This window comes from Streptomyces sp. NPDC026659, from assembly GCF_040638245.1.
Lineage (GTDB): Bacteria > Actinomycetota > Actinomycetes > Streptomycetales > Streptomycetaceae > Streptomyces.
Window position 1 is genome coordinate 349,515 of the sequence record NZ_JBEZXY010000006.1, and the last position, 25,212, is coordinate 374,726.

23 protein-coding genes are annotated in these 25,212 nt (G+C 72.9%); 19 read left to right on the forward strand and 4 right to left on the reverse strand.

Annotated elements, in window-relative coordinates:
* Positions 1–29: 29 nt before the first annotated feature.
* The 4 genes from gmk (at position 30) to metK (ending at position 3,761) form a co-directional block, all read left to right on the forward strand.
* Positions 30–623, forward strand: coding sequence for a guanylate kinase (gmk, locus tag AB0E91_RS17995; protein ID WP_361782198.1), 594 nt, complete (start codon positions 30–32; stop codon positions 621–623).
* Between the two features lie 74 nt (positions 624–697).
* Entirely contained in the window at positions 698–970 is a 273-nt protein-coding gene (rpoZ, locus tag AB0E91_RS18000) for a DNA-directed RNA polymerase subunit omega (RefSeq protein ID WP_005319902.1), read from the forward strand.
* 106 nt (positions 971–1,076) lie between these two features.
* A complete protein-coding gene (gene coaBC, locus AB0E91_RS18005; protein ID WP_361782203.1) occupies positions 1,077–2,279 on the forward strand; it encodes a bifunctional phosphopantothenoylcysteine decarboxylase/phosphopantothenate--cysteine ligase CoaBC in 1,203 nt (400 codons plus the stop codon).
* A gap of 273 nt (positions 2,280–2,552) precedes the next feature.
* Positions 2,553–3,761 (forward strand): methionine adenosyltransferase, encoded by a 1,209-nt coding sequence (gene metK / locus AB0E91_RS18010; protein ID WP_361116617.1) that lies wholly within the window; start codon positions 2,553–2,555, stop codon positions 3,759–3,761.
* 58 nt (positions 3,762–3,819) lie between these two features.
* On the opposite strand, the gene AB0E91_RS18015 is transcribed toward metK, so the two are convergent.
* Entirely contained in the window at positions 3,820–4,407 is a 588-nt protein-coding gene (locus tag AB0E91_RS18015; RefSeq protein WP_361782207.1) for a S1 RNA-binding domain-containing protein, read from the reverse strand.
* Positions 4,408–4,463: 56 nt separating this feature from the next.
* On the opposite strand from AB0E91_RS18015, the gene AB0E91_RS18020 reads away from it, so the two are divergent.
* A complete protein-coding gene (locus AB0E91_RS18020; protein WP_361782210.1) occupies positions 4,464–6,611 on the forward strand; it encodes a primosomal protein N' in 2,148 nt (715 codons plus the stop codon).
* 351 nt (positions 6,612–6,962) lie between these two features.
* Here the strand turns inward: AB0E91_RS18020 and AB0E91_RS18025 are convergent, their stop codons facing one another.
* Positions 6,963–7,484, reverse strand: a complete 522-nt coding sequence (locus tag AB0E91_RS18025) for a hypothetical protein (protein WP_361782213.1) — start codon at positions 7,482–7,484, stop codon at positions 6,963–6,965.
* 280 nt (positions 7,485–7,764) lie between these two features.
* Between AB0E91_RS18025 and fmt the strand changes: the two genes are divergently transcribed.
* From fmt to AB0E91_RS18095, 14 genes are all read left to right on the forward strand, one after another.
* Positions 7,765–8,697 (forward strand): methionyl-tRNA formyltransferase, encoded by a 933-nt coding sequence (fmt, locus tag AB0E91_RS18030; RefSeq protein ID WP_361782216.1) that lies wholly within the window; start codon positions 7,765–7,767, stop codon positions 8,695–8,697.
* Positions 8,698–8,779: 82 nt separating this feature from the next.
* Entirely contained in the window at positions 8,780–10,198 is a 1,419-nt protein-coding gene (locus tag AB0E91_RS18035; protein ID WP_361782219.1) for a transcription antitermination factor NusB, read from the forward strand.
* A gap of 286 nt (positions 10,199–10,484) precedes the next feature.
* On the forward strand, positions 10,485–11,171 hold the full coding sequence (rpe, locus tag AB0E91_RS18040; protein WP_361782222.1) for a ribulose-phosphate 3-epimerase: 687 nt from the start codon (positions 10,485–10,487) through the stop codon (positions 11,169–11,171).
* A gap of 90 nt (positions 11,172–11,261) precedes the next feature.
* Positions 11,262–12,305: a sugar-binding domain-containing protein gene (locus AB0E91_RS18045; protein ID WP_361782460.1), complete on the forward strand. Its 1,044-nt coding sequence runs from the start codon at positions 11,262–11,264 to the stop codon at positions 12,303–12,305.
* 89 nt (positions 12,306–12,394) lie between these two features.
* Positions 12,395–12,919: a ribonuclease domain-containing protein gene (locus AB0E91_RS18050; protein ID WP_361782225.1), complete on the forward strand. Its 525-nt coding sequence runs from the start codon at positions 12,395–12,397 to the stop codon at positions 12,917–12,919.
* Positions 12,916–13,251, forward strand: coding sequence for a barstar family protein (locus AB0E91_RS18055; protein ID WP_361782228.1), 336 nt, complete (start codon positions 12,916–12,918; stop codon positions 13,249–13,251). Before AB0E91_RS18050 ends, AB0E91_RS18055 begins: the two co-directional genes overlap by 4 nt.
* Before the next feature lie 126 nt (positions 13,252–13,377).
* Positions 13,378–14,820, forward strand: a complete 1,443-nt coding sequence (locus tag AB0E91_RS18060) for a GuaB1 family IMP dehydrogenase-related protein (protein WP_361782231.1) — start codon at positions 13,378–13,380, stop codon at positions 14,818–14,820.
* A 338-nt stretch (positions 14,821–15,158) separates the two neighbouring features.
* Entirely contained in the window at positions 15,159–16,643 is a 1,485-nt protein-coding gene (locus AB0E91_RS18065; protein WP_361782234.1) for an amino acid permease, read from the forward strand.
* 39 nt (positions 16,644–16,682) lie between these two features.
* Positions 16,683–17,135 carry an Lrp/AsnC family transcriptional regulator gene (locus AB0E91_RS18070; RefSeq protein ID WP_018548984.1) on the forward strand — a complete coding sequence of 151 codons (453 nt, stop codon included), beginning with the start codon at positions 16,683–16,685 and terminating at the stop codon, positions 17,133–17,135.
* A gap of 115 nt (positions 17,136–17,250) precedes the next feature.
* Positions 17,251–19,674, forward strand: a complete 2,424-nt coding sequence (locus tag AB0E91_RS18075) for a nitrate- and nitrite sensing domain-containing protein (RefSeq protein ID WP_361782238.1) — start codon at positions 17,251–17,253, stop codon at positions 19,672–19,674.
* The gene (locus AB0E91_RS18080) at positions 19,664–20,101 is read left to right on the forward strand and encodes a roadblock/LC7 domain-containing protein (RefSeq protein ID WP_361782241.1); all 438 of its coding nucleotides are present in this window, start codon (positions 19,664–19,666) and stop codon (positions 20,099–20,101) included. Before AB0E91_RS18075 ends, AB0E91_RS18080 begins: the two co-directional genes overlap by 11 nt.
* A gap of 7 nt (positions 20,102–20,108) precedes the next feature.
* Positions 20,109–20,675 carry a DUF742 domain-containing protein gene (locus AB0E91_RS18085; RefSeq protein WP_361782244.1) on the forward strand — a complete coding sequence of 189 codons (567 nt, stop codon included), beginning with the start codon at positions 20,109–20,111 and terminating at the stop codon, positions 20,673–20,675.
* Between the two features lie 163 nt (positions 20,676–20,838).
* A complete protein-coding gene (locus AB0E91_RS18090; protein ID WP_361782247.1) occupies positions 20,839–21,639 on the forward strand; it encodes a carbon-nitrogen hydrolase family protein in 801 nt (266 codons plus the stop codon).
* 79 nt (positions 21,640–21,718) lie between these two features.
* Positions 21,719–23,416, forward strand: coding sequence for an NAD(P)/FAD-dependent oxidoreductase (locus tag AB0E91_RS18095; RefSeq protein ID WP_361782250.1), 1,698 nt, complete (start codon positions 21,719–21,721; stop codon positions 23,414–23,416).
* A gap of 49 nt (positions 23,417–23,465) precedes the next feature.
* On the opposite strand, the gene AB0E91_RS18100 is transcribed toward AB0E91_RS18095, so the two are convergent.
* Together AB0E91_RS18100 and AB0E91_RS18105 are read right to left on the reverse strand one after the other, a co-directional pair.
* A complete protein-coding gene (locus AB0E91_RS18100) occupies positions 23,466–24,398 on the reverse strand; it encodes a TIGR03619 family F420-dependent LLM class oxidoreductase (RefSeq protein WP_361782253.1) in 933 nt (310 codons plus the stop codon).
* Positions 24,399–24,493: 95 nt separating this feature from the next.
* Positions 24,494–25,180, reverse strand: coding sequence for a DUF5995 family protein (locus AB0E91_RS18105; RefSeq protein ID WP_361782256.1), 687 nt, complete (start codon positions 25,178–25,180; stop codon positions 24,494–24,496).
* Between the last annotated feature and the right edge of the window lie 32 nt (positions 25,181–25,212).

The window sequence follows — 25,212 nt, forward strand, 5'->3', positions numbered from 1 at the left end:
CACCCCGGGATTGCTGGAATAATCGCTGCATGGCTGTAACACCCCGGGGGACGACCCCCGTGCCCCCGGACGCACGTCCGCGGCTGACCGTGCTCTCCGGCCCCTCCGGGGTCGGCAAGAGCACGGTCGTCGCTCATATGCGCAAGGAACACCCCGACGTCTGGCTCTCGGTGTCGGCGACGACCCGCAAGCCGCGCCCCGGCGAGCAGCACGGCGTCCACTACTTCTTCGTCACCGACGACGAGATGGACAAGCTGATCGCCAACGGCGAGCTGCTGGAGTGGGCCGAGTTCGCCGGCAACCGCTACGGCACGCCGCGCACGGCCGTCATCGAGCGGCTGGAGAAGGGCGAGCCCGTCCTCCTCGAGATCGACCTCCAGGGCGCCCGTCAGGTCCGCGAGTCCATGCCGGACGCGCAGCTGGTCTTCCTGGCTCCCCCCTCCTGGGAGGAACTGGTGCGCAGGCTCACCGGACGGGGCACCGAATCGCCCGAGGTCATCGAGCGCCGCCTGGAGGCGGCCCGGACCGAACTGGCGGCCGAGCCCGAGTTCGACGTGACCCTTGTCAACACCTCCGTCAAGGACGTGGCCCGTGAGCTGCTAGCCTTGATGGACGTTGTGTGATCGTGACCGCCGTCCTGTGAACGGCATCGACGGTCGCACCGACTGAATCTTTCCCACCCATCGGAAGGCAGAGCGTGTCCTCTTCCATCACCGCGCCCGAGGGCATCATCAACCCTCCGATCGACGAGCTCCTCGAGGCCACCGACTCGAAGTACAGCCTCGTGATCTACGCGGCCAAGCGTGCCCGTCAGATCAACGCGTACTACTCGCAGCTCGGTGAGGGCCTCCTCGAGTACGTCGGTCCCCTCGTCGACACCCACGTCCACGAGAAGCCGCTGTCGATCGCGCTGCGCGAGATCAACGCCGGTCTGCTGACGTCCGAGGCCATCGAGGGCCCCGCGCAGTAAGTAGTACGGTCGGATTGCGACTGACTTATCCACAGGCCCGGCAACCACGTTGCCGGGCCTGTGGTGTGTGATGGTCCCGTACGTTGTGCCGAGCCGGGGAGAGACGGTGGAGAAGCCGAAGGTCGTTCTGGGGGTCAGTGGTGGCATCGCGGCCTACAAGGCATGTGAGCTGCTGAGAAGGTTCACGGAGTCGGGCCATGACGTGCGGGTGGTGCCGACCGCCTCCGCGCTGAACTTCGTCGGCGCCGCCACCTGGTCCGCCCTCTCGGGCAACCCGGTCTCCACCGAGGTCTGGGACGCGGTCCACGAGGTGCCGCACGTCCGCATCGGCCAGCATGCCGACCTGGTGGTCGTCGCGCCCGCGACCGCCGACATGCTCGCCAAGGCCGCCCACGGCCTCGCGGACGACCTGCTCACCAACACGCTGCTCACCGCCCGCTGTCCGGTCGTCTTCGCCCCCGCGATGCACACGGAGATGTGGGAGCACCCCGCCACCCAGGAGAACGTGGCCACGCTGCGCCGCCGGGGCGCCGTCGTCATCGAGCCCGCCGTCGGCCGGCTCACCGGCGTCGACACCGGCAAGGGGCGGCTGCCCGACCCCGGCGAGATCTTCGAGGTCTGCCGCCGCGTGCTGGCCCGGGGCGTCTCCGAGCCCGATCTCAGGGGCCGCCATGTCGTCGTCTCCGCGGGCGGCACCCGCGAGCCGCTCGACCCGGTCCGCTTCCTCGGCAACCGCTCCTCCGGCAAGCAGGGCTACGCCCTCGCCCGCACCGCCGCCGCGCGCGGCGCCCGTGTGACTCTCGTCTCGGCCAACGCCGCGCTGCCCGACCCCGCCGGGGTGGACGTCGTCCCGGTCGGCACCGCCGTGCAGCTGCGCGAGGCCGTGCTGAAGGCCGCCGCCGAGGCCGACGCGGTGGTCATGGCCGCCGCCGTCGCCGACTTCCGTCCGGCCGTCTATGCGAGCGGCAAGATCAAGAAGAAGGACGGCCAGGAACCCGAAGCGGTCGCCCTGGTGCGCAACCCGGATGTGCTCGCGGAGCTGTCCGCCGAGCGCGCCCGGCCCGGACAGGTCGTGGTCGGCTTCGCCGCCGAGACCGACGACGTGGTGGCCAACGGCCGCGCCAAGCTTGCCCGCAAGGGCTGCGATCTGCTCGTGGTGAACGAGGTGGGGGAGCGCAAGACCTTCGGCTCCGAGGAGAACGAGGCGCTGATCCTCGGCGCCGACGGCAGCGAGACGCTCGTCCCGCACGGTCCGAAGGAGGACCTGGCCGACCTCGTCTGGGACCTCGTGGCGGCCCGACTGGGCTGACTGGTTGGGCCGTTGGGGACGGTGTTCTTTCGGCCACACGGAGTCATTCGTTCCCTTTCGGACCCGCCGGGATCTCGCGTGGCGGGCCTGGTCAATGCCGCTGGGCATTGGGCAGAATGCCTGTGCCGCAGGTCACGGCACCCTCCGCCGGGAGAGTGCGGGTGGGCTCGCGGCCGCGAGCGACCGATAAACTGTCCTCGGACGACGCCGGGCGCAGCTCCCGCGTTGTCCGCCAATGATCAGCCAGCAGCCGCTGCAACCCCAGGGAGCGTTGTGTCCCGTCGCCTGTTCACCTCGGAGTCCGTGACCGAAGGTCACCCCGACAAGATCGCTGACCAGATCAGCGACACGATCCTCGACGCGCTGCTGCGCGAGGACCCCTCCTCGCGCGTCGCCGTCGAGACGCTGATCACCACCGGCCTGGTGCACGTCGCCGGCGAGGTGACGACCAAGGCGTACGCGCCGATCGCGCAGCTGGTGCGGGACAAGATCCTCGAGATCGGTTACGACTCCTCGAAGAAGGGCTTCGACGGCGCCTCCTGCGGCGTCTCGGTGTCCATCGGCGCGCAGTCCCCGGACATCGCGCAGGGCGTCGACACGGCGTACGAGTCGCGTGTCGAGGGCGACGAGGACGAGCTGGACAAGCAGGGCGCGGGCGACCAGGGCCTGATGTTCGGCTACGCGACGGACGAGACGCCGACGCTGATGCCGCTGCCGATCTTCCTGGCGCACCGCCTGTCCAAGCGCCTCTCCGAGGTCCGCAAGAACGGCACCATCCCCTACCTGCGCCCCGACGGCAAGACCCAGGTCACCATCGAGTACGACGGCGACAAGGCCGTCCGCCTCGACACGGTCGTGGTCTCCTCCCAGCACGCCTCGGACATCGACCTCGAGTCGCTGCTCGCGCCCGACATCCGCGAGTTCGTGGTCGAGCCGGAGCTGCGCGCGCTGCTCGACGAGGGCATCAAGCTGGAGACCGAGGGCTACCGCCTGCTGGTCAACCCGACCGGCCGCTTCGAGATCGGCGGCCCGATGGGCGACGCCGGTCTGACCGGCCGCAAGATCATCATCGACACCTACGGTGGCATGGCCCGCCACGGTGGCGGCGCCTTCTCGGGCAAGGACCCGTCCAAGGTCGACCGTTCCGCCGCCTACGCGATGCGCTGGGTCGCCAAGAACGTCGTGGCGGCCGGTCTGGCCTCCCGCTGCGAGGTTCAGGTCGCCTACGCGATCGGCAAGGCCGAGCCGGTCGGTCTCTTCGTGGAGACCTTCGGCACCCACAAGATCGAGCCCGAGAAGATCGAGAAGGCGATCGACGAGGTCTTCGACCTCCGCCCGGCCGCCATCATCCGCGACCTCGACCTCCTCCGCCCGATCTACGCCCAGACGGCGGCCTACGGCCACTTCGGCCGCGAGATCCCCGACTTCACCTGGGAGCGCACGGACCGCGTGGACGCCCTCCGCAAGGCCGCGGGCATCTGATCCACCGAGGCATTCCGAGGCCCGGTTCCCCTGCGGGGGAGCCGGGCCTCGGCGTATGTCAGCGCGCGAGCGTCAGACGGATACGACGCCAGACCCGGTCGATCTCCAGGACCCGCACGGTGAGTTCCTGCCCCTCGCCCACGTCCGCCCCGCGCAGCTCCGCGACCGGCACCAGCCCCTCCGCGCCGTCGCCCACCAGAACGAACGCCCCCACGGGAGTCATCAGAGTCACCGTTCCCCGCACCACGTCCCCGGACCGCGCCGTCAGCCGGTCCCACGGGTCCTCCTGGAGGGCCTTGAGAGACACGGACACCTGCGTCTGATGCAGGTCCACGAAGAGCACCTCGCCGGTGACGCGGTCGCCGGGTTCGACCACGTCCTCCGGGGCGGCGAAGCGGTACCAGGTCAGATCGGGGGTGCGGACGAAGCCGGTGCCGGGGAAGACGGGGTGGGCGGGCTCGCCGTCGAGGCGGAGGAAGACCCCGAAGCGGTGCACGGAGGCGACGGTGCCGGTGACCACGTCACCGCGACGGATGGCGCGCAGGTAGCGGTGGAGGGGGTCGTCGTCCCGGCCGTCGTCCGGTTCCTCCTCGGCGCGGGCCGTCAGCTGCTCTCTCAGGCGGGCGAAGGGGTCGAGGTCGGACATGGGCGAGAGGATACGGCGGGGCGGCGGTGTCAGTGGGGTTTGGTAAGAATGCAAGCGTGAGCAGGGAGAACGGGTCGGGGGGCGGCGGGGCTGAAGGGGCCTCGCCGGAGCAGCTTGCGTTCATCAGGGAGAGCGTGCGGGCCGCCGAGGTGCCACGGGCGAAGCCGCGGACCTGGCGGGGGGCGGCGCTGGCCAAGGACAGGCCCGTGGCGCGGGTGCTGGTCGACAAGGGTGTGCTGCATCTCGACCGGTACTTCGACTACGCCGTGCCCGAGGAGCTGGACGCCGAGGCGCAGCCGGGGGTGCGGGTCCGGGTGCGGTTCGGGGCCGGGCGGGGACGGGTGCGGGGCGGGCGCCGTGAGGGCGGCGGGCTCATTGACGGCTTTCTCATCGAGCGGCGCGCCGAGTCCGACTACGCGGGACCGCTGGCCGCGCTGGCCCAGGTCGTCTCCCCGGAGCCCGTGCTCAGCGAGGAGCTGCTGACGCTGGCCCGCGCCGTCGCCGACCGGTACGCCGGCAGCCTCGCCGACGTGCTGCAGCTCGCCGTGCCCCCGCGCAGCGCCCGCGCCGAGCGCCGCCCCTCGCCCGAGCCGCTGCCCCCGCCCCCGGCCCCCGGCCCCGGTTCCTGGGCGCGGTACGAGCACGGGCCCGGCTTCCTCACCTCCCTGGCCTCCGGGGGCGCTCCCCGAGCGGTCTGGAACGCCCTGCCGGGACCGGAGTGGGCCGCTGAACTGGCCCGCGCCGTCGCCGCCACGCTCGCCTCGGGACGCGGCGCGCTCGTCGTCGTACCCGACGGCCGTACCGCCGCCCGCGTCGACGCCGCGCTGACCGAGGTGCTCGGCGAGGGACGGCACGCGCTGCTCACCGCAGACGCCGGGCCCGAGAAGCGGTACGCGCAGTGGCTCGCGGTGCGGCGCGGTGCGGTACGGGCCGTCGTCGGGACACGCGCGGCGATGTTCGCCCCCGTCCAGGACCTCGGACTCGTCGCGATCTGGGACGACGGCGACGACAGCCATGCCGAGCTGCACGCGCCCCAGCCGCACGCCCGTGACGTGCTCCTGCTGCGGGCCTCCCTCGACCGGTGCGCCTTCCTGCTGGGCAGCTGGAGCTGCACCGTGGAGGCCGCCCAGCTGGTGGAGACCGGCTGGGCCCGGCCGCTGGCCGCAGGGCGCGACCAGGTGCGCCGTACGGCCCCGCTGGTGCGGACCGTCAGCGACGCAGACCTCGCCCGCGACGAGGCCGCCCGCGCCGCCCGGTTGCCCACCCTGGCCTGGCAGGCCGTACGGGAGGGGCTCAAGCACGGGCCGGTGCTGGTGCAGGTGCCCCGGCGCGGATACGTCCCCCGGCTGGCCTGCGCCCAGTGCCGGGCGCCAGCGCGGTGCCGGCACTGTTCGGGGCCGCTCCAGGCGCAGGACGCGGGGGAGCTGCGCTGCGAGTGGTGCGGGCACCAGGAGACCTCCTGGCACTGCGCGGAGTGCGGCGGCTTCCGGCTGCGCGCCCAGATCGTCGGCGCGCGCCGGACCGCCGAGGAACTGGGGCGCGCCTTTCCCGCCGTACCGGTGCGCACCTCGGGCCGCGAACACGTGCTGGACACGGTGCCGGGCACGCCCGCGCTGGTGGTCAGCACGCCGGGCGCCGAACCCGTGGCCGAGGGCGGCTACGCGGCCGCCCTGCTGCTCGACGGCTGGGCCATGCTCGGCCGCCCCGACCTGCGCTCCGACGAGGACGCGCTGCGGCGCTGGATGTCGGCGGCCGCGCTGGTGCGTCCGCAGGGGGAGCACGGGACCGTGGTCGTCATGGCCGAGCCGACGCTCCGGCCCGTGCAGGCGCTGGTGCGGTGGGACCCGGTCGGCTTCGCGCTGCGCGAGCTGGCCGAACGGGCGGAGCTGGGCTTCCCGCCGGTGTCGCGGATGGCCGCGGTGTCAGGTACGACCGAGGCCGTCGCGGAGTTCCTGACCGCCGCCGAGCTGCCCCCGGACGCGGAGGTACTGGGCCCGGTCCCGCTGCCCCCGACCCTCCCCGGGCGCCCCCGCAGGCCCGGTGCGCCTCCGCCGGGCGAGGAGTGGGAGCGCGCGCTGATCCGGGTGCCGCCGGGCAGCGGGTCGGCGCTGGCGGGGGCGCTGAAGACGGCTCAGGCGGCGCGGATGGCGCGGGGTGGGGGAGCGCCGGTGCGGGTGCGGGTTGATCCGCCGGACATCGGCTGAGACGCTCCGCTGCGGTTCGGCCTGCGGTCGGCGCGGTCCGCCCGGGTGGGCGCGGTTGGCGGTCGCCCGATTCGTCCGGCCGGTGTGGCGTGTGGTCGGCTCGGTCCGGCGGGGCGGGTGTGACTGATGGCGGCGCGGTCGTTCAGCTCGTTCGGTTGGCGGGGTCGGCGGTGAGCTGCCCTGCCGGGAGACGTCGGCGGTCGGTCTCGGGGCCGCCTCGCCGGGTACCGGTGTGCGGTGGGCCGCCCGTGGGGGTCGGGTGGTCGGGTCGTCGGTGCCCGGTGTCGCGCCTGCGGCGGTGTGTTGTGCGAGTGCCCTCCCGGGCGGGGTGGGGGCCGGGAGGGCGGGCGGTCAGCCGTTGCGCGGGCCCGGGAAGGCGGTCGGGCGGGAGTCCTCGCGGAGGGTGGGGCTGCCGGCCGTGGGCTGGGTCGGCATCGAGCGGGCGGCGGGGACCGTGGGCACGTTGAGCGTGCGGGTGCCCGAGGGCTCGCCCGCGCGCTCGGCGTCGGCGGCCGCCTGGGCGGCGGCGCGGCGGGCGCCGTAACGGCGGTGCACGGCCTGCTTGGTGACGCCGAGCGCGGAGCCCACCGCGTCCCACGAGAAGCCGAGCGAGCGGTCGAAGTCCACGGCGGCGGTGACCAGGGTCTCGACGCTGTCCCGGAGTTCCTGGGCGAGGCGGACCGTGGGGGCGGGGGCGCGTCCGTAGACGACGAAACCGGTGGACGGGCCGGAGCGGCGCGGGCGGTAGACGTTGCCGAGCTGGGCGGTGAGCGTGCGCAGTGCGTCCACCTGGCGGCGGACCCGCTCGATGTCCCGCACCAGGAGGTGCAGGCTGGCCCGGGCCTGGGCGTCGTGGGTTGCGTGGTCGGCCATGAACAAGCCTCTCGAACCGGCGTTGAAAGGAACCGGGCCGCTTCAGCCGCCCGGTGTTGGTCAACTCTGTCTTGACCAACGCGTGGGGGCTCCGCTGGTCACGCGGTGGGGGCGTGCGGTGTGTTTTGTACGCCGGTTCTCCCACCCGCGCACCACCCGTTTCCAGTTGGCGGAGAGGCTGGGCAACCTGCGTGGGCGGAGCGCCGTCGGCGGCTCCCCCTCGTGGCCATAGACTGGTGCGCTGCCCGTCCGTAGCCGTTTGAGAGGCTCGATCCTGGTTATGAAGCTTGTCTTCGCCGGAACTCCCGAGGTTGCCGTTCCCGCTCTGGACGCACTGATCGCGTCCGGGCGGCATGAGGTGGCCGCCGTGGTCACGCGGCCCGACGCGCCGGCCGGGCGGGGGCGCAGGCTGGTCGCGTCGCCCGTGGCCGAGCGGGCGGTGGAGGCCGGGATCGAGGTGCTGAAGCCGGTCAGCCCGCGCGACCCCGCGTTCCTGGAGCGGCTGAAGGAGATCGGCCCGGACTGCTGTCCGGTCGTCGCCTACGGCGCCCTGCTGCGCCGCGCAGCCCTCGACATCCCGGCCCAGGGCTGGGTCAACCTGCACTTCTCCCTGCTGCCCGCCTGGCGCGGCGCCGCCCCCGTGCAGCACTCGATCATGGCGGGCGACGAGATCACCGGCGCGTCCACCTTCCTCATCGAGGAGGGCCTGGACTCCGGCCCGGTCTACGGCACCGTCACCGAGGCGATCCGCTCCACCGACACCAGCGGCGACCTGCTCACCCGGCTCGCCCTCGCCGGGGCCGGGCTGCTCGCGGCGACCATGGACGGCATCGAGGACGGCACCCTGAAGGCCGTACCGCAGCCCGCCGACGGCATCACCCTCGCGCCGAAGATCACGGTCGAGGACGCGCGCGTCGACTGGGCGGCGCCCGCGCTGCGCGTCGACCGGGTGGTGCGCGGCTGCACCCCCGCGCCGGGCGCCTGGACCGTCTTCCGGGGCGAGCGGCTCAAGCTCGTCCAGGTCGTGCCCGTGCCCGAGCGGACCGACCTCGCGCCGGGGCAGCTCGCGGTCGGCAAGAACAGCGTGCACGTGGGCACCGGTTCGTACGCCGTCGAGCTGCTGTGGGTGCAGGCCCAGGGCAAGAAGCCGATGCGCGCCGCCGACTGGGCGCGCGGAGTCCGTATCGCCGAGGGCGAGACACTGGGCGCCTGAACGTCCTGAAGAGGAGGGGTGGGGTCCGGCCGACGTAGGCTGGGGGCCGCACCCCCTTCTTCGTATCCGGAGCACCTTTCTCGTGAGCGAGCAGTCCCGTCGGCCGCACCGGCCCGCCAAGCCCTACCGGCGCCCCCAGAAGGACCCCGTCCGCATCCTCGCCTTCGACGCGCTGCGCGCGGTGGACGAGCGGGACGCGTACGCCAACCTGGTCCTGCCCCCGCTGCTGCGCAAGGCGCGCGAGAACGGCGACTTCGACGCGCGGGACGCCGCCCTCGCCACCGAGCTGGTCTACGGCACGCTGCGCCGCCAGGGCACCTACGACGCGATCATCGCCGCCTGTGTGGACCGCCCGCTGCGCGAGGTGGACCCGCCGGTGCTCGACGTGCTCAGCCTCGGCGCGCACCAGCTGCTCGGCACCCGCATCCCGACGCACGCCGCCGTCTCCGCCTCGGTCGAGCTGGCCCGTGTCGTCCTCGGCGACGGACGCGCCAAGTTCGTCAACGCCGTGCTGCGCAAGGTGGCCCGGGACGACCTGGACGGCTGGCTGGAGAAGGTCGCGCCGCCGTACGACGAGGACCCCGAGGACCACCTCGCCGTGGTCCACTCGCACCCCCGCTGGGTCGTGTCCGCGCTGTGGGACTCCCTCGGCGGCGGCCGCGCGGGCATCGAGGACCTGCTCGCGGCGGACAACGAGCGTCCCGAGGTCACCCTCGTCGCACGCCCCGGCCGGTCGACCGCCGAGGAACTGCTGAACGAGGAGGCGGCCGTAGCGGGGCGCTGGTCGCCGTACGCCGTCCGGCTCGCCGAGGGCGGCGAGCCCGGCGCGGTCGAGGCCGTGCGCGAGGGCCGGGCGGGCGTGCAGGACGAGGGCAGCCAGCTGGTCGCGCTCGCGCTCGCCAACGCCCCCATCGAGGGCCCGGACGAGAAGTGGCTCGACGGCTGTGCGGGCCCCGGCGGCAAGGCCGCACTGCTGGCCGCTCTCGCCGCCCAGCGCGGCGCCTTCCTGCTCGCCTCCGAGAAGCAGCCGCACCGCGCGGGCCTGGTGGCGCGGGCCCTGGACGGCAACCCGGGGCCGTACCAGGTGATCGCCGCCGACGGCACGCGCCCGCCCTGGAAGCCCGGCACCTTCGACCGCGTCCTGGTCGACGTCCCCTGCACCGGCCTCGGCGCCCTGCGCCGCCGCCCCGAGGCCCGCTGGCGCCGCCGCCCCGAGGACCTCGACAGCTTCGCCCCCATCCAGCGCGGGCTGCTCCGCACCGCCCTGGACTCGGTTCGCGTCGGCGGCGTCGTCGGCTACGCCACCTGCTCCCCCCACCTCGCCGAAACCCGCGCGGTGGTCTCCGACGTTTTGAAGGAACGTCCCCACACCGAACTCATCGACGCCCGCCCCCTCCTCCCGGGCGTCCCCGACCTCGGCGAAGGCCCCGACATCCAACTCTGGCCCCACATCCACGGCACGGACGCGATGTACCTGGCCTTGATCCGCCGCACGGCCTGAGGGGCCAGGCGACTACGGCGCCCTTGGGGTGATGGCGGTCGCTCCCCGGGCGCGGGCGCGTGGTGGCCTTTCGCGCAGTTCCCCGCGCCCCTGGAGGGCGCGGGGTCTGACGGCACGCGACTCCGCCAAGGTTCCACCGGACCGGCAGCCGATCAACGACGGTCACCACCCCCAAGGGGCGCGGGGAACTGCGCGAGAAGCCCCACGCACCCGCACCCGAACCACAACCCCCACCCACCCCGGACCTGCCCCCCAACCCCCCGGAGGGACATGGCAGGCTTGGGGCATGGCCGCTCAGATCAACCCCAGCATCCTGTCCGCAGACTTCGCCCGACTCGCCGACGAGGCGAAGGCGGTCGAGGGCGCCGACTGGCTCCACGTCGACGTCATGGACAACCACTTCGTCCCGAACCTCACGCTCGGCACCCCGATCGTGGAGTCCCTGGCCCGCGCCACGGACATCCCGCTGGACTGCCACCTGATGATCGAGGACCCCGACCGCTGGGCTCCGCAGTACGTGGAGGCGGGTGCCTCCTCGGTCACCTTCCACGTGGAGGCGGCCCGCGCTCCGATCCGGCTGGCCCGTGAGATCCGTGCCAAGGGCGCCCGCGCCTCCATGGCGCTCAAGCCCGCGACGCCCATCGAGTCGTACGAGGACATCCTCCCCGAGCTCGACATGCTGCTGATCATGACGGTGGAGCCCGGCTTCGGCGGCCAGGCGTTCCTGGACGTCACGCTGCCGAAGATCCGCCGTACCCGGGAGCTGATCGCCAAGCACGGCCTGCAGATGTGGCTCCAGGTGGACGGCGGTGTCTCGGCCGAGACGATCGAGCGGTGCGCCGAGGCCGGAGCCGATGTGTTCGTCGCCGGATCGGCCGTCTACGGCGCCGCCGACCCCGCCGAGGCCGTGCGCGCGCTGCGCGCGCAGGCGGACCGGGCGATCGCCGATTCGACCTGGGCGTGCGGCCACTGAGCCACGGTTGCGTGAACGGTTGACAGAAGCCGTCCATCAGGGCGGATGAGCCGCGCCGAATCTGCGAGGATGAACGGCGAATCAGAGTGTGTGCACAGCAGTGAGGAGATCGCCGTGTCGGGTATGTCGGCGGGCCGGACAGCGATGCGGATGGGGCCCGCTGAGCTGGTGCAGGCGGCGGCCATGGCCCGTCGCTTCTACCTGGAGGGCAAGTCCAAGATCCAGATCGCCGAGGAGTTCGGCGTGAGCCGCTTCAAGGTGGCCCGGGTCCTGGAGACGGCCCTCGAACGGGATCTCGTGCGTATCGAGATCCGTGTGCCGGCCGAGCTGGACGCCGAGCGCTCCGACGCGCTCCGCGCCCGCTACGGACTGCGGCACGCCGTGGTCGTGGAGTCCCCGGCCGAGGCGGAGGAGACCCCCGACCCGGAGAACCTGGGCGAGGTGGCGGCCGACCTGCTCGGCGAACTCGTGGACGAGGGGGACGTGCTCGGCCTCGCCTGGGGCCGCTCCACCATCCACATGGCCGCGGCCCTCGACCGGCTGCCGCCGTGCACGGTGGTGCAGCTGACGGGCGTGTACGACGCCGGGACCGCCGAGCGCGGCTCCGTCGAGGCCGTCCGCCGGGCCGCGCAGGTCTCGGGCGGCGACGCGCACCCGATCTACGCGCCGATGCTGCTGCCGGACGCGGCCACCGCGGCCGCGCTGCGGAACCAGACCGGGATCGCCCGCGCCTTCGAGTACTTCGACAAGGTCACGGTCGCCTGCGTCTCCATCGGCTCCTGGGAGCCGGGCATCTCGACCGTGCACGACATGCTCAGCGACGAGGAGCGCGCGCACTACGCCTCGCTCGGGGTCGCCGCCGAGATGTCCGCGCACCTCTTCGACGCCGAGGGCCGCCGGATCGGGCGGGACCTGGGGGAGCGGTGCATCACGGTCAAGACCGACCAGCTGCGCCGTATCCCGGAGGTCGTGGCCATCGCGGGCGGCCAGCGCAAGGCCCCGGCCATCGACGCGGTGCTGCGCTCCGGGCTGGTCACCAGCCTGGTCACGGACACCTCGGCGGCGGACTACCTGCTGACCGCGGGGCCCACGCCGAAGGCCGCGCTCAGCCGCGCGGACCCCGACGGTTCCTGACGGTTCCTGACTGGTCCCGGCCGCCCCGATCCTGGCGAAAGGGGCCATCCGGGCCCGCGCGGGGGCCGGACCGTGACAGCATCGTCGGCATGCTGTCGCGGTTCGTCCCCCACCGGCCCGTCCGGCGCGCGTCCCGCGCGTCCCACGGGCCGTCCCGTTTCGTCCCCCGCGTCTTCGCGGGGCTGCTCGTCGCCCTCTCCGTCCTGCTCGCCGGGTGCGCGGACCCGGGGGCGGGCACCGCTCCGCCCGCCGTCACGCGTACGACCGTCGCGGCCACCTCGTCCGCAGTGGTCTCCTCCGGCCCCTCCACCGCGTCCGTACCGGCGTGGGCCAGGGGCATGGCCACCGTTGCGGCGTCCCGGCTGCCCGTCGAGGCCCGGCGCACCCTGGCCCTGATCGACAGGGGCGGCCCCTATCCGTACACGCGGGACGGCGTCGTCTTCGGCAACTACGAGGGGCTGCTGCCCAAGCATCAGCGGGGCTACTACCACGAGTACACCGTGCCCACCCCCAACTCCCGTACGCGGGGCGCCCGGCGCATCATCACCGGGCAGGGCACCGAGTTCTACTACACCGACGACCACTACAACTCGTTCCGGGCGGTGCTGAGATGAGCGAAGACCTGGCGGACCGGTTCACGGTCACCCTCAACCTGGCGGGCGTCACCGACAAGGCAGGGCTGATGGAGCGGGCGGCCGACGTGCTCGACCTGCCCGAGTGGTTCGGCCGCAACTGGGACGCGCTGCTCGACTCCCTGTGCGACACCACGGTCTGGCCGACCCCGGCCGTCGAGCGCGGGCTGCTGGTCGTCGTACGTGGCTGGCACACGTTCGCCGAGAAGAACCCGCGCGAGTGGCGCATCGCGAGCGACCTCCTCTCCGAGGCGGTCGACCGCACCTTCCTGCTCGACGTGATGCTGGCGCTTGGAGGAAACGCCCACCCCTGATCGGTGACGCTGGAGGTTCCGTGGGGGTATGACCGGGGACCTCCCATGGGAGAATGAAGTACGTGCTCTTTTCCCTCCGGCGCACCCGTCGGGGGGTCACCTCTGATCGACTGGGATGTGCGGCACGTGCGTTTCCTCAATGACAACCGGCCCGCGTACGACCTCACGTACGACGACGTGTTCATGGTTCCGAGCCGCTCCGCGGTGGGCTCGCGGCAGGGAGTGGACCTCGGTTCGCCGGACGGGACCGGTACGACGATCCCGCTGGTCGTCGCCAACATGACCGCCATCGCGGGCCGCCGTATGGCCGAGACGGTCGCGCGGCGCGGCGGCCTGGTGGTCATTCCGCAGGACATCCCGATCGACGTGGTCACCGACGTCGTCTCCTGGGTCAAGAGCCGCCATCTGGTGCTGGACACCCCGATCGTGCTCTCCCCGCAGCAGACCGTCGCCGACGCGCTGGCCCTGCTGTCCAAGCGCGCGCACAACGCCGGTGTCGTCGTGGACGAGGACCACCGGCCCGTCGGTGTCGTCACCGACCAGGACCTGACCGGTGTCGACCGGTTCACCCAGCTCGAAGTGGTCATGTCCAAGGACCTGTTGCTGCTGGACGCGGACATCGACCCGCGCGAGGCGTTCAACACCCTGGACGGCGCGAACCGGCGCTACGCCCCGGCGGTCGACAGCGAGGGCAGGCTCGCGGGCATCCTCACCCGCAAGGGCGCGCTGCGCGCCACGCTGTACACCCCGGCCGTGGACGACAGCGGCAGGCTGCGCATCGCCGCGGCCGTCGGCATCAACGGCGACGTGGCGGGCAAGGCCAAGCAACTGCTCGACGCGGGCGTGGACACGCTCGTCATCGACACCGCGCACGGCCACCAGGAGTCGATGATCAACGCGGTGCGCACGGTGCGCGGGCTCGACCCGGACGTGCCGATCGTCGCGGGCAACATCGTCTCCGCCGAGGGCGTGCGGGACCTCATCGAGGCGGGCGCGGACATCGTCAAGGTCGGTGTCGGTCCCGGCGCGATGTGCACCACCCGCATGATGACCGGCGTGGGCCGCCCGCAGTTCTCCGCCGTCCTCGAATGCGCCGCCGAGGCGCGGAAGTTCGGCAAGCACGTGTGGGCCGACGGCGGTGTCCGCCACCCGCGCGACGTGGCGATGGCCCTCGCGGCCGGTGCCTCCAACGTGATGGTCGGCTCCTGGTTCGCGGGTACCTACGAGTCCCCGGGCGACCTCCAGCAGGACGTCAACGGGCGCCTGTACAAGGAGTCCTTCGGCATGGCCTCCGCCCGCGCCGTGCGCAACCGCACCTCGGAGGAGTCGGCGTACGACCGCGCCCGCAAGGCGCTGTTCGAGGAGGGCATCTCCACCTCCCGCATGTACCTCGACCCGGTCCGCCCGGGCGTCGAGGACCTGATCGACTCGATCATCGCGGGCGTCCGCTCCTCCTGCACCTACGCCGGTGCCGCCTCCCTGGAGGAGTTCGCCGACAAGGCCATCGTCGGCATCCAGAGCGCGGCGGGCTACGCCGAGGGCCAGCCCCTGCACGCCAGCTGGAACTGACCCGACTCCTTGCGTACGGCCCCCGTTGCCCCGACCTGGGCGGCGGGGGCCGTCGTATGCCGTCATCAGCGCGGGGGCGCCGCGGCCGGGAGCGACGTCCGAGGCTTCCGCGCAACGGTCTGACGTCCGCGCGCAACGAATGAACACCCTGCCGGGATGAACGCAATGATCATGCGGGCATGCGCAAGGCCGGTGCATTACGCCCGTGAAGGCCCAGCTCATAGGGTGCTGCGCAATACGTGGCGTGGCGGGGACTCCGCTCGGTGGTTCCCCGCAGCAGTGCACGCGGGGCTGCCGGTCCCCGCGGACCCCGACCGGCAGCGACAAGGAGCCAGCACGTGCTCGACCAAAGCGCACCCCCGCGGAACCGCACAGAGACCGGCCCGGCGTCCCCCGGCGTCGCCGCGCGCCTCATGCGCCGCAAGCCCGTGGAAAGCCTGGTCGCCGAGGGCGGTCAGGGCGAGGGCGGCGCGCTGCGGCGCTCGCTGGGTCTCTGGCAGCTCACCATGATCAGCATCGGCGCCACCCTGGGCACCGGCATCTTCGTGGTCCTCGGCGAGGCCGTTCCCAAGGCCGGCCCCGCCGTCACTCTCTCCTTCGTGATCGCGGGCCTCACGGCGCTGTTCTCGGCCCTGTCGTACGCCGAACTGGCGGGCACCATCCCGGTCTCCGGCTCCTCGTACTCGTACGCCTACGCGACCATGGGTGAACTCGTCGCCTGGGTCTGCGGGTGGTGTCTGCTCCTCGAGTACGGCGTCTCGGTCGCCGCCGTGGCCGTCGGCTGGGGCGAGTACCTCAACGAGCTGCTCGACGGCACCCTCGGCGTCACCATCCCGGACGCCCTGTCCGCCCCGCCCGGTGACGGCGGCGTCTTCAACCTGCCCGCGCTGATCGTCGTGCTGCTCGCCATGGTGTTCCTGATGGGCGGAGCGAAGGAGTCGGCACGCGCCAACACCGTCATGGTGTGCGTGAAGATCGCCGCGCTGGTGCTGTTCTGCGCCGTCGGCGTGCAGGGCTTCCGGTCCGGGAACTACGAGCACTTCATGCCGCTCGGCATGGCGGGCGTCAGCGCGGCGGGGGCGACGCTGTTCTTCTCGTACATCGGTTTCGACGCGGCCTCGACGGCCGGCGAGGAGGCGAAGGACGCGCAGCGCGACCTGCCGCGCGCGATCATGCTGTCGCTGGTCATCGTGACCGCGCTGTACGTCCTCGTCGCGGCCGTCGCCGTCGGCGCCAGGCCCTGGCGGCGTTTCAACGACTCCGAGGCCGCGCTCGCCCGGATCATGCGCGACGTGACCGGACAGAGCTTCTGGGGCACTCTGCTCGCCGCCTGCGCCGTCGTCGCCATCGCGAGCGTCGTCCTGACCGTCCTCTACGGCCAGACCCGCATCCTCTTCGCCATGGCGCGTGACGGGCTCGTGCCCAAGGTCTTCGCCAAGGTCCACCCGAAGAGCGGTACGCCCCGTGCCAACACCGTGATCGTGTCGGTGTTCTGCGGGGTGCTCGCCGCCGCGATCCCGCTCGGCCAGCTCGCGGACGCGACCAGCATTGGCACGCTGTTCGCCTTCGCGCTGGTCAATGTCGCGGTCGTGGTGCTGCGCCGGACCCGCCCGGACATGGCCCGTACCTTCCGTGTCCCGCTGGCGCCGGTCCTGCCCGCGCTGGGCTTCGCCTTCTGCGTCTGGATGATGGGCAGCCTTTCGGCCGTCACCTGGGTGGTCTTCGGTGTCTGGATGGCGGTCGGGCTCGTGTTCTACTTCGTGTACGGCTACCGCCGTTCCCGTCTCGCGTCCGGCCCGGACGTCGTGACGGCGGAGCAGTGACTTGCCCGAAGACCGGACCGAAGAAGTGAACCACCCGCAGTGCTGAACGATCTCGACGAACGCATCGTGCACGCCCTCGCCGAGGACGCCCGCCGCTCCTACGCGGACATCGGGCAGTCGGTCGGTCTGTCCGCGCCCGCCGTCAAGCGGCGGGTGGACCGGCTCCGGGCCACCGGAGCCATCACCGGATTCACCGTGCGGGTGGACCCGGCGGCGCTCGGCTGGGAGACCGAGGGGTACATCGAGATCTACTGCCGCAGCAACACCTCGCCGGAGACGATCCAGCGGGGTCTGGAGCGGTACCAGGAGGTCGTGGCCGCGTCGACCGTCACCGGGGACGCCGACGCCATCGCCCAGGTCTTCGCCTCCGACATGCGGCACTTCGAGCGGGTCCTGGAGCGCATCGCCGGGGAGCCCTTCGTGGAGCGCACCAAATCGGTGCTCGTGCTCTCGCCGCTGCTGCGGAGGTTCTCCTCGGGGGCACCGGCCTGACCGGCTCCCGGCAGGTGTTACCCGAGGTAACCGTTGCGGTCCGCTGGGTGATCGCGTAGGTTGTCCCGCGCTTTGTACCGAGTGGTAACCCCATAGGTGACCAAGCAGGTGATGCATGCGCCGGTTCCGCCGTCCCACCACCGTCCGCGCGCGGATCGTGGCGCTAGCCCTGGCCCCGGCCGTCGCGCTGATGGCGCTGTGGGGCTTCGCCATGGTGTCCGTCACCGGTGAGTTACGCGCCCTGATCCGCCTCCAGGGCGTGTACGTGGACTACGGCAGCCCGGTGGACACCGCCATCGGGCAGATCCAGATCGAGCGCCGGATGTCCGCCGCCTACCTCGGCACCCCGCGCGAACGGGCCGACCCCGGCGGACTGCTCGCCCAGCAGCGCCGTACCGACCGCGCCGTGGCCGACATGCGGCACGCCCTCGCGAGCGGCGACCTCGGCCGGCTCACGGCCCGCCAGCGCCGGACCCTGGACACCATGACCGCCGCCACCGGCAAGCTGGACGGGCTGCGCCGGCAGGTCCTGGAGCGCCGTCTCACCTGGGACGGCGCCGTCACCGCGTACAGCGCGCTCGTGGAGCCCGGCTTCGCCGTCGAGTCCGCGCTCACCGCCCTCCAGGCCGGACAGCTCGCGCGCGAGTCCCAGACGGTCATCGAGCTCGTACGGGTACGGGAGTTCGTCTCCCGCGAGGACGCCCTCGTCGCCGGGGCACGCGCGGAGGGCGGGCTGACCGACCGGCAGTACGACACCCTCACCGCGACCATCGAGGACCGGCGCGTCTTCGAGCGGACCTATGTGCCCGACCTGCCCGCCCCGGCCCGCGCCCGCTTCGAGCAGTTCCAGCGGGGGGACCTCCACCGCTCGCTGGTGCGCGGTGAGGACGCGCTGCTGCGGGCCGGACCCGCCGGTTCCGGCAAAGCCGTCGCGGCGGACACCTGGCGGACGGTCACCGACCGGGCCGTGCTCCGCTACCGCGAGCTGTGCGTCGCCGCCGCCAAGGACTCCGCCGCGCGCGGCCGGACCTTCGCCTACGCCGAGCTGACCAAGGCGGCCGTGGTCGGCGCGGCCGGACTGGCCGCCGTCGCGCTGTCCCTGTGGCTCGCCGTGCGCGGCGCCCGGCGCGTCTCCCGCCGCCTGGAACGGCTGCGGGACGCCGCCGATCTGCTCAGCACCCGCCAACTCCCGGACGTCATGCGACGCTTGAGCGCCGGTGAACCGGTCGACGCGGCCGCCGAGGCACCCCCGCTCGCCGCCGACGACGTACGCGACGACGAGATCGGCCAGGTCGGCCGCTCCTTCAACGCCGCGCGACTCGCCGCCGTGGAAGCCGCCGTCACCCAGGCCACGCTGCGGCGCGGCCTGTTCGCGGTGCTGCTCAACATCGCCCGCCGCAACCAGGCGCTCGTGCACCGGCAGTTGAAGCTCGTCGACACCCTGGAGCGCAGCACCGAGGACCCCGAACTGCTGCGCCACCTCTTCCTCATCGACCACCTCACCACACGGATGCGGCGGCACGCGGAGAGCCTGATCATCCTCTCCGGCGCGACACCGGGCCGCCGTTGGCGCGGTCCGGTGCCTCTCGCGGACGTCGTCGCCTCCGCGGTGAGCGAGATCGAGGCGTACGAGCGGGTGGTGGTCCCGCCCCTGCCGGACCTCGGCATCGCGGCGGACGCCGTGGCCGACGTGGTGCACCTCGTCGCCGAACTCCTGGAGAACGCCACCGCGTTCTCGCCCCCGCACACCGAGGTCACGATCCGCACCGGACGCGTGGGCGACGGCTTCGTCCTGGAGATCGACGACCGGGGGCTCGGCCTCGACGCCACCCACCGCGAGGAGGCCCGCCGCACCCTCACCGACCCGGACGCCTTCGACCCCACCCGCCACGACCGCCTGGGCCTCTACGTGGTCGGCCGCCTGGCCGCCCGCCACGGGATCGACGTGAGCCTCGGGGACTCGCCCTACGGCGGTACGACGGCGGTGGTGGTCCTCCCGGCGGCCGTGCTGGCGGAAGTGGAGCTGGTGGGTACGGCGGGAACGGGGGCACGAGCGATCCAGGAAGCCGGTGGGCCACCCGGAGGCGGGCCCGGGACGAGAGGCGGTGGCGGCGACGTGGGCGGAGACGGAGACAGCGGCTGGGGCGGCAGCGGCTGGGGCGGCTCAGGCGGTGGGGGCGGGGCGCTCCCGCCGCCGACCGGGCCCCGGGCCTCGCCCCCGCTGCCGCCCGCCGCCGGCCGGACCGCGCCCACCCCGCCGGGCCGCCCCGGCGCCCCTGCGCTCCCCACCCGCGTCCGCCAGGCGTCCCTCGCCCGCGAGCTGCGCGACGAGCCGCCGCCCCGGACGCCGGAGGTCGCCGCCGACCCCGAGGAGATGCGCGCGATCTTCGGCGCCTTCCAGCGCGGCCGGGACCTGGGCCGCCAGGGCTCCGGCACACCCGCGGAGCCCGGTGCCCCGGCCCCCGGCCCGCGCCCCGTACCCCCCGACCACGCGAGCACTCACGTCGACGAAGGGATGGACACCGACGATGTACGGTGACGACCGGAACGCCCAGAGCCCGGCGGTGCCCGAGGGAGTGCCCGGGACGGATCTCGGCTGGCTGCTCGACGACCTCGTGGCGCGCACCGACCATGTGCGGCAGGCCGTGCTGCTCACCGCCGACGGATTGGCGCTGAGCTGCTCGGAGGGGATGCGGCGGCGGGACATCGAGCACCTGGCCGCCGTCTGCTCCGGCTTACACGGGCTGGCCCGCTCGGCGGGGGAGCGGTTCGGCACCGGGCGGATACGGCAGACCATGGTCATGCTGGAGGACGCCTACCTCTTCATCACCCCGGCCGGTCACGGCAGCCGCCTCGCCGTCCTCAGCGAGGCCCGCAGCGACGTCGGACAGCTCGGCCACGAGATGGCCCTGCTGGTGCGCCGGCTCGGCCGCCACCTGGACGCCGCGACCCGCTCGGCCTCCTGAACCGGCGGTGAACAACGGGGACCGGTGCGACGAGCCCGGGGACGGGCAGGGGGAAGGGCACCTGTACGACCCGTACGAGGGATACGGGTACAGGCGGTACGGCGACGCGGAGGGGGCGTACGACGAGGGGGCGTACGACGAGCACGGGCCCGAGGAACCGGCGCACGACGATCAGGCGGACGAGGAGCACGAGTCCGACGAGCGCTGGTACGAGGACGAGACCGGTGCGATGGTGCGCCCGTACACCGTGACCCGGGGGCGCACCCGCCCCTCGGGGCGACACGCCGTCGACCTGATGTCCCGGGTCACGGCGCTGGACCCGGAGACGGCACCCGTGCCCGGTGTCGAGCACGCGGGGGCGGCCCTGCTCGACCTGATCCGGCGCGGGCCGCGCCCGCTGGTCGAGCTGGCCGTCGACGCCGACCTGCCCCTGACCATCGTCCGCGTCCTGCTCGGCGACCTCGCCGAGGCGGGCCTGATCCGCATCGACGCGCCCCGCCGTCTGCCGGTCACCGGCCCGGCCGCCGACCCCGAGCTGCTGCGGGAGATCGTGCACCGGCTGCGGCGGATCTGAGGCCGCGGACCGGGCCGCGCAACGAATCGCCGTATCCGCGGCCAGGCGCGCAACGAACCGCGCACCCGCGCGCAACGGCTGCTCCTTGTGAGGCCGAGCGCGCCGACCGTACCGTCTATCTGACTCCCAACCCCCTCTTTTTCACCTCAGGTGAGGACCATCCATGCGCACCGCCCTGCTCCAGAGCTCCGGCCGCCCCGGCTCCGTCGCCGAGAACCTCAAGGTCCTCGACGAGGCGGCGGGCCGTGCCGCGGCGGCGGGCGCCGGGCTGCTGGCCGCGCCGGAGATGTTCCTCACCGGGTACGCGATCGGCGACGACATCGCCCGCCTCGCGGAGCCCGCCGACGGCGCCTCGGCGCGGGCGGTCGCGGAGATCGCCGCCCACCACGGCGTGGCCGTCGCCTACGGCTACCCCGAGCGCGACGGCGAGGCGGTCTACAACTCCGCCCGGCTCGTCTCCGCCGACGGCCGCTCCCTCGCCAACTACCGCAAGACCCACCTCTTCGGCTGCTTCGAGCGGGACCACTTCACCCCGGGCGAGCAGGCGGTCGTCCAGGCCGAGCTGAACGGCCTCACCGTCGGCCTGATGATCTGCTACGACGTGGAGTTCCCCGAGAACACCCGCGCCCACGCCCTCGCCGGGACCGACCTCCTCGTGGTGCCGACCGCGCAGATGCACCCGTACCAGTTCGTGCCCGAGTCGATGATCCCGGTGCGCGCCTTCGAGAGCCAGATGTACGTGGCGTACGTCAACCGGGTCGGCAAGGAAGGGGAGTTCGAGTTCGTCGGCCTTTCCACGCTGGCCGGACCCGACGGTGTCGCCCGCGCGCGGGCCGGGCGCGGCGCCGACCAGCTGGTGTTCGCCGACGCCGACCCCGCCTTCCTGGCCGCCTCCCGCGAGACGAACCCGTATCTCAGGGACCGGCGCCCCGGTCTGTACGGGCCGTTGGTCGACCCGTCCTGAACGACCGGCCCCGGACCGGCCCGAGTTCACCCCCGTTCTTCCGCGTAACCAGTTCTTCCGTGCAAGGAGTCCGTACCCCATGACGTCCACGGTGCCCAACGCCGTCGAGCACGCCGGTGAGCAGCAGCCGCCGATCACCATGTTCGGCCCGGACTTCCCCTACGCCTACGACGACTTCCTCGCCCACCCGGCGGGGCTCGGCCAGATCCCGGCCACCGAGCACGGCACCGAGGTCGCCGTCATCGGCGGCGGCCTTTCCGGCGTCATCGCCGCGTACGAGCTGATGAAGATGGGCCTCAAGCCCGTCGTCTACGAGGCCGACCAGCTCGGCGGCCGGCTGCGCACGGTCGGCTTCGAGGGCTGCGACGAGTCGCTGACCGCCGAGATGGGCGCGATGCGCTTCCCGCCCTCCTCCACCGCCCTCCAGCACTACATCGACCTGGTCGGCCTGGAGACCACGCCCTTCCCCAACCCCCTCGCCGAGGCGACCCCTTCGACCGTCGTCGACCTCAAGGGCGAGTCGCACTACGCCGAGACCGCCGCCGACCTGCCCCAGGTCTACCGCGACGTCGCCGAGGCGTGGAACAAGTGCCTCGAAGAGGGCGCCGACTTCTCCGACATGAATCGCGCCCTGCGCGAGCGGGACGTGCCGCGCATCCGCGAGATCTGGGCCCGGCTGGTCGAGAAGCTGGACAACCAGACCTTCTACGGCTTCCTCTGCGAGTCCGAGGCGTTCAAATCCTTCCGGCACCGCGAGATCTTCGGCCAGGTCGGCTTCGGCACCGGCGGCTGGGACACCGACTTCCCCAACTCCATCCTGGAGATCCTGCGGGTCGTCTACACCGAGGCCGACGACCACCACCGGGGCATCGTCGGCGGCTCCCAGCAGCTGCCGCTGCGCCTGTGGGAGCGCGAGCCGGAGAAGATCGTCCACTGGCCCTACGGCACCTCGCTGGCGTCCCTGCACGTGAACGGCGAGCCCCGCCCGGCCGTGACCCGGCTGCACCGCACCTCGGGCAACCGGATCACCGTCACCGACGCGAACGGCGACATCCGCACCTACCAGGCGGCCGTCTTCACCGCCCAGTCCTGGATGCTGCTGTCCAAGATCGCCTGCGACGACTCGCTCTTCCCGATCGACCACTGGACCGCGATCGAGCGCACGCACTACATGGAGTCCTCCAAGCTCTTCGTGCCCGTCGACCGGCCCTTCTGGCTGGACAAGGACGAGGAGACCGGCCGGGACGTCATGTCGATGACGCTCACCGACCGCATGACGCGCGGCACCTATCTGCTGGACGACGGCCCCGACAGGCCCGCCGTCATCTGCCTGTCGTACACCTGGTGCGACGACAGCCTGAAGTGGCTCCCGCTGTCCGCGAACGAGCGGATGGAGGTCATGCTGAAGTCGCTCGGCGAGATCTACCCGAAGGTCGACATCAGGAAGCACATCATCGGCAACCCGGTGACCGTCTCCTGGGAGAACGAGCCTTATTTCATGGGCGCGTTCAAGGCCAACCTGCCCGGCCACTACCGCTACCAGCGGCGCCTGTTCACCCACTTCATGCAGGACCGGCTGCCCGAGGACAAGCGCGGCATCTTCCTCGCCGGTGACGACATCTCCTGGACCGCCGGGTGGGCCGAGGGCGCCGTCCAGACCGCGCTGAACGCGGTCTGGGGCGTCATGCACCACTTCGGCGGCGAGACCGACCGGACCAACCCGGGTCCCGGCGACCTCTACGACGAGATCGCGCCCGTCGAGCTGCCGGAGGACTGAGCGGGCGGCCCGGGCGGGCGGCCACTCGCACGGCCCGGACGGGCGGGGCTCAGATCCCGGCCGCCCGGGCCTTCTCGTACAACTCGACCGCGAGCTCCGTCAGTTCCGCCGCGTCCCGGGCCTCGCTCTGCAGGTCGAACAGGAACTCGGCGTCCGGGACGATGCCGACGTGGGCGGCGACATCGGTCACGATCTGGTCGGTGTCCCCCTCGAACAGCGGGCGGTCCGCACCCGGGTACGGCTTGTGGGCCACGCGCGCGTTCACCCTGACGACCGTGCGGATCGGCTCGGTGCGGCCGCGTTCGTCGGCCAGCTCCCGCAGGTCGCGCCACTGGGCGGCCAGCTGCTCCGGACCGTAGGCGCCCGGCAGCCAGCCGTCGGCCTGGTCCACCAGCCGTCGCATCGCCCGCCGGTTGCTCGCCGCCAGCAGGACCGGGACCGGCCGCACCGGCTTCGGGCCGACGACCGCGGAGGCGATGTCGGTGGTCTTCCCGTGATGGACGACGGGATCGGGGCCCCACACCGCCCGGCACACCGCGATCACCTCGTCCAGCGCGGCGCCCCGCTCCTCGAAGGGGCGCACACCGGAGGCCGCGTACTCGTCCAGCGACCAGCCCGTGCCGAAACCCGCGACGACCCGGCCGCCGCTCACCACGTCCAGCGTGGCCAGGGACTTGGCGAGCTGGAACGGCAGGTGCAGCGGGGCCACCAGCACGCTGGAGCCCAGCTCGGCCCGGGTGGTCGCGGTCGCGGCCAGGGTGAGGGTGATCAACGGGTCCGCCACGCCCCGGTACCCCTCCGGCCAGGGCAGGCCCGGTATGCCGTACAACCCCTGGGTGGCGGGGTCCGGGACCAGGGCCCTTTCGAACACCCACAGGCTGTCGTAGCCCGTCTCCTCGGCCGTGCGGGCCACCCGGGGCACATCTCTGCCGAGGTCGTACTGGCGCATCTGGGGGAGGGCGAGGCCGAGCCTGGTCGTCATACCGGTGCTCCTTCGCGTCGGGTCTGCTCATCCAACGCGCTGCCCTCGCCCGGCTGTTCCGTAAGTCACTCGAAGGGGTGAGTTCCGGCCAGGGTTCAGTCCCTGAGGGGCGTCAGCAGCATCCGGCCCGCGAAGCCGACCGCCGCGTCCAGGCGCCCGGTGAACTCCTCGGCCACCTCGCCGCACCGGCGCAGCGCCCACAGCACGCGGGCCGCCGACCAGGTGGCGTCCCGGGCGCGCTCCAGGCTCCAGGAACCCAGCAGATGTGTGAGCGGGTCGGCGATCTGGAGGAGGTCGGGGCCCGGCATCAGGTCCTCGCGGATGCGCTCCTCCAGCGCGGTCAGCAGCTCGCCGACCCGGTCGAACTCGTCCTCCAGATCGGCCGGTTCGCAGTCGAGCGCGTGACAGGCGTCCACCACGGCGAGCGCCAGGTCGTGCCCGATGTGGGCGTTGATGCCGGCCAGCGCGAACTGGAGCGGACGTACGCCGGGATGGCGGCGGAGCTGGAACAGCGGGCGCCAGCAGGCGGGCGTCCCACGGTCCGCGTCGGCCGCGTCCACCGCCGTCAGATACCGCTCCGCGAACCGCACGTCCAGGGTGGCCGCCGCCCGCCGGTCCGGGAACCGGCCGGAGTCCAGGCACCGGTCCACCTCCTCGGTGACGGCGAGATAGACCCGGTTGAAGACGGCGACACCGTCCCGCTCGGGCAGCCGCGCCGCGAGGGCGCGCATCCGGGACAGGACGGTGTCGACGGTGGAGACGGGGTATCGCGGCTGCGCCATGGGGGAAGGGTGGCAGCACCGGCCCGGACGGG